The organism is Bradyrhizobium sp. SHOUNA76 (assembly GCF_023006445.1).
Taxonomy (GTDB): Bacteria; Pseudomonadota; Alphaproteobacteria; order Rhizobiales; family Xanthobacteraceae; genus Bradyrhizobium.
Genome location: NZ_JALBHA010000364.1, coordinates 1 through 6793, shown reverse-complemented (window position 1 = coordinate 6793; position 6793 = coordinate 1). Strand labels below are relative to the sequence as shown.

At 61.1% G+C, this 6793-nt stretch carries 7 protein-coding genes and 1 pseudogene; 5 read left to right on the top strand and 3 right to left on the bottom strand.

The window, feature by feature from the left end; genetic code table 11:
- Positions 1-445: 445 nt before the first annotated feature.
- On the bottom strand, positions 446-1711 hold the full coding sequence (rho, locus tag MOV74_RS27605) for a transcription termination factor Rho (RefSeq protein ID WP_008133567.1): 1266 nt from the start codon (positions 1709-1711) through the stop codon (positions 446-448).
- A 246-nt stretch (positions 1712-1957) separates the two neighbouring features.
- Positions 1958-2392 (bottom strand): protoporphyrinogen oxidase HemJ, encoded by a 435-nt coding sequence (gene hemJ, locus MOV74_RS27600; RefSeq protein WP_246929739.1) that lies wholly within the window; start codon positions 2390-2392, stop codon positions 1958-1960.
- 457 nt (positions 2393-2849) lie between these two features.
- Here hemJ and MOV74_RS27595 point away from each other — a divergent pair, with 457 nt between their 5' ends.
- The 4 genes from MOV74_RS27595 to dnaQ are packed head-to-tail and all read left to right on the top strand — an operon-like array spanning position 2850 to position 5685.
- Positions 2850-3689 (top strand): pyruvate, water dikinase regulatory protein, encoded by an 840-nt coding sequence (locus MOV74_RS27595; protein ID WP_212243263.1) that lies wholly within the window; start codon positions 2850-2852, stop codon positions 3687-3689.
- 8 nt (positions 3690-3697) lie between these two features.
- On the top strand, positions 3698-4306 hold the full coding sequence (locus tag MOV74_RS27590; RefSeq protein WP_246929738.1) for a Maf family nucleotide pyrophosphatase: 609 nt from the start codon (positions 3698-3700) through the stop codon (positions 4304-4306).
- 23 nt (positions 4307-4329) lie between these two features.
- Positions 4330-4929, top strand: a complete 600-nt coding sequence (gene coaE / locus MOV74_RS27585) for a dephospho-CoA kinase (protein ID WP_246929737.1) — start codon at positions 4330-4332, stop codon at positions 4927-4929.
- 39 nt (positions 4930-4968) lie between these two features.
- Complete coding sequence (gene dnaQ / locus MOV74_RS27580) at positions 4969-5685, top strand: DNA polymerase III subunit epsilon (protein ID WP_246929736.1); 717 nt, start codon at positions 4969-4971, stop codon at positions 5683-5685.
- Between the two features lie 7 nt (positions 5686-5692).
- On the opposite strand, the gene secB is transcribed toward dnaQ, so the two are convergent.
- Complete coding sequence (gene secB, locus MOV74_RS27575; protein ID WP_246929735.1) at positions 5693-6181, bottom strand: protein-export chaperone SecB; 489 nt, start codon at positions 6179-6181, stop codon at positions 5693-5695.
- 411 nt (positions 6182-6592) lie between these two features.
- On the opposite strand from secB, the pseudogene MOV74_RS27570 reads away from it, so the two are divergent.
- A pseudogene (locus MOV74_RS27570) lies at positions 6593-6793 on the top strand (calcium-binding protein); the annotation flags it as partial.

Here is a 6793-nt window from a genome sequence, read left to right as displayed (position 1 = left end):
GGCAACTTGCCCGCCAGGGTCGTCAGCACCTGGCCGGCCTGAGATCCCGACACGCGGACCACGGCGATCGCGCTCGGCGCCCGGCCGGACGACAATGCAAAGATGGTCTGGTCTCGCGGATGCATGGCCTATTTGTCCGGCTACCGGCGAAAAGGCAAATGTCCCTTCCGGATGACAAGAAAGCACCGCTTGCTGCGCTGTATGCTGCAGCAAACGAGCATATTGCAACGCAATATCACTTCAGCATTTTGCTGCGCTTTTCCCAGCCTCGACCCACAAGGGCATCGAGCCCTCTATGATTATTATTATAAATCAACAGCTTAGGTAAGAGGCCTTCCAACATCGCGCTGGCTTCCATGCTGCACATTCTCTGCAACAAACCCGCACAACAAAAAGGGCGCCCGAAGGCGCCCTCTAAACTTCTGCAACCTATGCTGCACTGCACTCAGGTGTTCATGGAGTCGAAGAACTCGGAATTGCTCTTGGTCGAACGCAGCTTGTCGAGCAGGAAGTCGATCGCGTCCATCGTCCCCATCGGATTGAGGATACGGCGGAGCACGTACATCTTCTTGAGCACCTGCGGGTCGGTGATGAGCTCTTCCTTGCGGGTGCCGGAGCGCGAGATGTCGATCGCCGGGAACGTACGCTTGTCCGAGACCTTGCGGTCCAGGATCAGTTCCGAGTTACCGGTGCCCTTGAACTCTTCGAAGATGACTTCGTCCATGCGGCTGCCGGTATCGACCAGCGCGGTCGCGATGATGGTCAGCGAGCCGCCCTCCTCGATGTTGCGGGCGGCACCGAAGAAGCGCTTCGGGCGCTGCAGCGCGTTGGCGTCGACACCGCCGGTCAGCACCTTGCCGGATGACGGCACCACGGTGTTGTAGGCGCGGCCGAGACGCGTGATCGAATCGAGCAGGATCACGACATCGCGGCCATGTTCGACCAGGCGCTTTGCTTTTTCGATCACCATCTCGGCGACCTGGACGTGACGCACCGCCGGCTCGTCGAAGGTCGACGACACGACCTCGCCCTTCACCGAGCGCTGCATGTCCGTGACTTCTTCCGGACGTTCGTCGATCAGAAGCACGATCAGATAGCACTCGGGGTGATTGTGCGTGATCGAGTGCGCGATGTTCTGCATCAGCACGGTCTTACCCGTGCGCGGCGGCGCCACGATCAATGCGCGCTGACCCTTGCCGATGGGAGCGACGATGTCGATCACGCGTGCAGAAAGGTCTTTCCGCGTCGGATCGTCGATTTCCATGCGGAAACGCTGATTCGGAAACAGCGGCGTGAGGTTGTCGAAATTGACCTTGTGCTTGGCCTTTTCCGGGTCCTCGAAATTGAGCGTATTGACCTTCAGCAGCGCGAAATAGCGCTCGCCCTCTTTCGGGCTGCGGATGTGGCCTTCGATGGTGTCGCCGGTGCGCAGGCCGAAACGGCGGATCTGCGACGGCGAGACGTAGATGTCATCAGGGCCGGGCAGATAATTCGCATCGGGCGAGCGGAGGAAGCCGAAGCCGTCGGAGAGCACTTCGACGACGCCCTGGCCGACAATGTCGGTCTCGGCGAGTGCAAGCTGCTTGAGGATGGCAAACAGCAGCTCCTGCTTTCGCATCGTGCTGGCGTTCTCAACCCCATTCTCCTCCGCAAACGAGACGAGTTCGGCCGGCGTTTTGGACTTGAGGTCTTCGAGTTTAATTTCCCGCATTGGGGTGGTCCTGTGGGGTAACCTTGGGAGGGGTGCGAGGAGGCTCTGAAATGCGGACGCGAGAAGATAAGGTCCGCAGGTCTGGCAAGGTGGGTGCCGGTAAGGCTTCAAACCTGATGCAGTGTCCGGCCTCTGGAAAGCTCAGACAAAACCACATCCGCCTGCGTTGGGTGGGATATCGCCAATATAGAAAATCGCTCCCTGTTCCGCAAGCCGAAGCGCTGAGCTAATCGTCACGCACCCTGCCTAGAACGGCTTCACGATCACCATGATGACGATCAAAATCATCAGGACGGTCGGCACCTCATTGATAATCCGATAGAATTTCTGGGACCGCGGACGCCTGTCGGCGGCGAAATCCTTCAGCCAGCGGGAAAAAAAGCCGTGGACCGCGGAGAGCACCAAGACCAGTGCCAGTTTTACGTGCAGCCAGCCAAACGAGAACCAATGGCCTGACCAGGCGAGAAAGAGCCCGGCGATCCAAGTGACGATCATCGCCGGATTGATGATGGCCTTGAGCAGCCGGCGTTCCATCACCTTGAACGTTTCCGACTGCTTCGAGCCGATCTCGGCCTCGGAATGATAGACGAACAGCCGCGGCAGATAGAGCATGCCCGCCATCCAGGAGATGACGGCGATCACATGCAGCGCCTTGATCCAGAGATAGACGTCTTCGAACATTTTCGCGGCCCGGCTTGCTGCCCAGCGAAAGGATCTGGGGATAGTAAGAACTCGTTAAGGTCTCACCGTGCACACATATCCGTCTGAAGCGCCTTCCTCAAATCTAGAATCTTAGATTCTTAAGGTTTGAGTCTATGTGACCGTGGATTGGACTCATGCAATTCCGTCCGCGGGTTCACGTGCGCTTGTTCACACCCATCAACATATCCCGATGGCCCCTGGCGCCTTGCGATAAGTCGGCCAGCTTCAAAGGCTTGCGCCTTTCTGTCGGCGGCTTATCAAGAGAGTTGTCCGCGCAATCCCGTTTCCATCCCGGCAGGCCCGCGAACTTGTTCAGATGGGCAGCGGTGTGAAGAAAATTGGCACTTGTCCCGCCCCTGGTGTCGCGCAACCCTTTCCGAGGGGTTAAGCTCCACAGAAATCCACAAACCACACCGCCTTCATACAAAGAGTTTTTGTGCCAACCTCGAACAATTATTTCCATCTGCACCTCGTCTCGGACTCCACCGGTGAGACGCTGATCACCGTGGCGCGGGCGGTCGCGGCCCAATACGCCAACGTGACGCCGGTCGAGCACGTCTATCCGCTGGTGCGCAGCCAGAAGCAGCTCGATCGGGTGCTCGACGAGATCGAGGAAGCCCCGGGGATCGTGCTGTTCACGCTGCTCGAGAAGGATCTGGTCTCCAGGCTCGAGGACAAGTGCAAGGGGATCAACGTTCCGAGCCTGTCGATCATCGGCCCGGTGATGCAGCTGTTCGAAGCCTATCTCGGGGCTGCGACCACCGGCCGCGTCGGCGCTCAGCACGTCCTCAACGCGGAATATTTCAAGCGCATCGACGCGCTGAATTACACGATGATCCACGACGACGGCCAGCACGTCGAAGGCCTCGACGATGCCGATGTCGTCCTGGTCGGCGTGTCCCGCACCTCGAAAACGCCGACGTCGATTTATCTCGCCAATCGCGGCATCCGCACCGCCAACGTGCCGCTGGTTCCGGGCATTCCGGTGCCCTCGCAATTGGAGACGCTGACCCGGCCGCTCGTGGTCAGCCTGCACGCGACGCCGGAACGCCTGATCCAGATCCGTCAGAATCGCCTGCTCTCGATGGGGACCGACTCCGGCAACGACACCTATACTGACAGGCAGTCGGTCACCGAGGAGGTCGCGTTTGCGCGCAAGCTCAGCGCCAAGCATGATTGGCCGCTGCTGGACGTCACGCGTCGCTCGATCGAGGAAACCGCGGCGGCGATCATGAAGCTCTACAGCGATCGCCAACGCAACCGGCCTTCCGGATAGTTTTCGCGATGGGTCTGTGGCTCGGCAAATCTCCGTTGATCCTGGCCTCGCAAAGCGGCGCGCGGAAGCTGCTGCTGGCGAATGCCGGTCTCGAATTCAAAGTGATCACGGCTGATATTGACGAGCGCGGTATTCAGGCTGCGTCGAAGCTTTCGAACCCGCGCGAGATTGGCTTGCTGCTGGCGCGCGAAAAAGCCAAAGCCGTCTCGGCGCATTATCCCGGGAGCTATGTGATCGGCGCCGATCAGACCCTGGCTCTTGGCGACGTTCTCTTCAACAAGCCCGCAGGCCGTCCGCAGGCCCTGGCGCAATTGCGTGATCTGGCCGGCAACAGCCACGAGCTGAATTCGGCGGTGGCCATGGCGCATGACGGCAAGATCGTGTTCGAAGACGTCTCGATCGCCCGCATGACCATGCGAGAGATGACCGAGGACGAGCTTGCAGCCTATCTGGATGCCGCCGGCGACGCCGTCACGACCAGCGTCGGTGCCTATCAGCTCGAAGGGCTCGGCATCCATCTGTTCGAGCGCATCGAAGGCGACCATTTCACCATTCTCGGCCTGCCTTTGCTGCCGCTGCTTGCGTTCCTGCGACGCGAACGGCTAGTTGCCGTGTAAATGACCGACATGGCTGTAGGTTGATGCGAATCCTGGGACTGACCGGCTCGATCGGGATGGGAAAATCCACCACCGCGAAACTGTTCGCGGAGGCCGGTGTACCCGTCTACGACGCCGATGCCGCCGTGCATCAGCTCTATGAGGGCGAGGCCGCCCCCGCGATCGAGGCCGCCTTTCCCGGCACCACCGTGAACGGCAAGGTCGACCGGCCAAAGCTGTCGGCGCGCGTCGTGCACGATCCCGCCGCGATCAAGCAGCTCGAGCAGATCGTCCATCCGATGCTCGGCGCCTCCCGGCAAAAATTCTTCGCCGAGGCGGAAGCGGCCAACGCGTCGGTCGTGGTTCTCGATATCCCGCTGCTGTTCGAAACCGGCGGCGAGAAGCGGGTGGATGCCGTGGTCGTGGTCTCGACCTCGCCGGAACTCCAGCGTGAGCGGGTGCTGGCGCGCGGCACCATGGACGAAGCAAAGCTCGACGCCATCATCGCCAAGCAGACGCCCGATGCCGAAAAGCGCCGGCGCGCCGATTTCGTGGTGGATACGTCACACGGACTGGAGCCGGTGCGCGCGCAAATCAAGCACATCCTGGCCGAGGTCGTTAAGATGCCGCACCGGCGAACCTGATTCGCCGCCTCACGGCTCCCACGACCCTGATCTCAACACATGCGCGAAATCGTTCTCGACACCGAAACCACCGGCCTCGATCCGCTCCGCGGCGATCGCCTGGTCGAAATCGGCTGCGTCGAGATCTTCAACCGCATGCCGACGGGGCAGAGCTTTCACGTCTACATCAATCCCGAACGGGACATGCCGGCGGAAGCGTTTGCGGTGCATGGGCTGTCGGCCGAGTTTCTGGCGACGAAGCCGCTGTTCCACGAGGTCGTCGACGAGTTCCTGGAATTCATCGGCGATGCGCCGCTGGTGATCCACAACGCTTCGTTCGACGTCGGCTTCATCAATGCCGAGCTCGATCGCATCAAGCGTGCGGCGATCCCGCGCGAACGGCTGGTCGATACGCTGCTGTTGGCGCGTCGCAAGCATCCCGGCGTGTCCAACCGGCTCGACGATCTCTGCTCGCGCTATGCGATCGACAATTCGCACCGCACCAAGCACGGCGCGCTGCTGGACGCCGAGCTGCTGGCAGAGGTCTATGTCGATCTGGTCGGGGCGCGGCAGTCGCAGCTGCTCCTGGCGTCGGACGCTCAGGAGATTCGCGTCAATGCGGCGGGCGATGCGCCGCGGCGGCAGCGCTTGGTGCCGCTTGCGCCGCGGACGTCGGACGCCGAGCGTGAGGCCCACCGGGCCTTCATTGCGACGCTCGGCGACAAGGCGATCTGGAACGAGTATCTCGTCGCTCCAGCTGCCCCTCCGGCTGGTTAGGCCTTACTTAGGCTTGGCCGGTCTGGCCACCCTGAGCGGCCATTTGCCGCTCCATGTTCTGGCGATAGAGACCGACGAAGTCGACCGGATCCAGCATCAGGGGCGGGAACCCGCCGTCGCGCACCGCGGTCGCGATGATCTCGCGGGCGAACGGGAACAGCAGGCGCGGGCACTCGATCATGACCAGCGGATGCAGATTCTCCTTCGGCACGTTGGCGATGCGGAACACGCCGGCATAGGCGAGCTCGAACGAGAACATGATCTTGCCCGCCGTCTCCGCCTTGCCCTCGACCGACAACGTCACCTCGAACTCCTGTTCGCTGAGATTGTTGGCGCTGACATTGATCTGGATGTTGATCTGGGGCGGCTGGCTCTGCTGCTGGAGCGAGCTCGGCGCGTTCGGATTTTCGAACGAAAGGTCCTTGGTATATTGCGCCAGCACGTTGAGCTGGGGAGCCTGGGCCGCCTCGGGAGGGGTGCCGTTACCGTTGGTCATGAGAGTCTCTCCTTACCCGATTGGGGCTGAATTTCGCGGCGGTTGGCTAACATATGGCCGCCTCGTTCCACAAGGACGAACGGTCCCGGAGGGGAATTCGGGCCGCGCCCGCAACTGTGACGATCACCCGGCCTTTTCCGCAAATTCGCGCCTTAAACGATTGAAGATGCGCGATTTCCGGGCAGGATCGGGTTTCCCCTTAAGCATAAAACGCGCTACACTCGGCGCTGTGCCAAAAGGCGCCATTGGCCGGGCAAGATTTCGTGCCTACATCCCACGGACCTGACCCGGACCTAAAATGGCGATGTAGACTTGCCGTTCCCGTATGGAACGGTCTACTGGCCGGATTGATTTTCCCGGCGACGACCCCAAAGCGAAGACCCAGAGCAAAGACCAGAAAGCGAATACGACGTGGACATCTACACCATCATCTTCCTGGCGCTGGCGGTCTTCATCTTTCTGCGGCTGCGCAGCGTGCTCGGGCAGCGGACCGGCAACGAGCGGCCGCCGTTCGATCGGACCGCCGCCCGCAATGCGTTGGGGGGTGCCCAAGACAACAACGTCGTGACCATGCCGGGCAAGGTGATTGACCAGGCCCCGCTGGCGCCGACG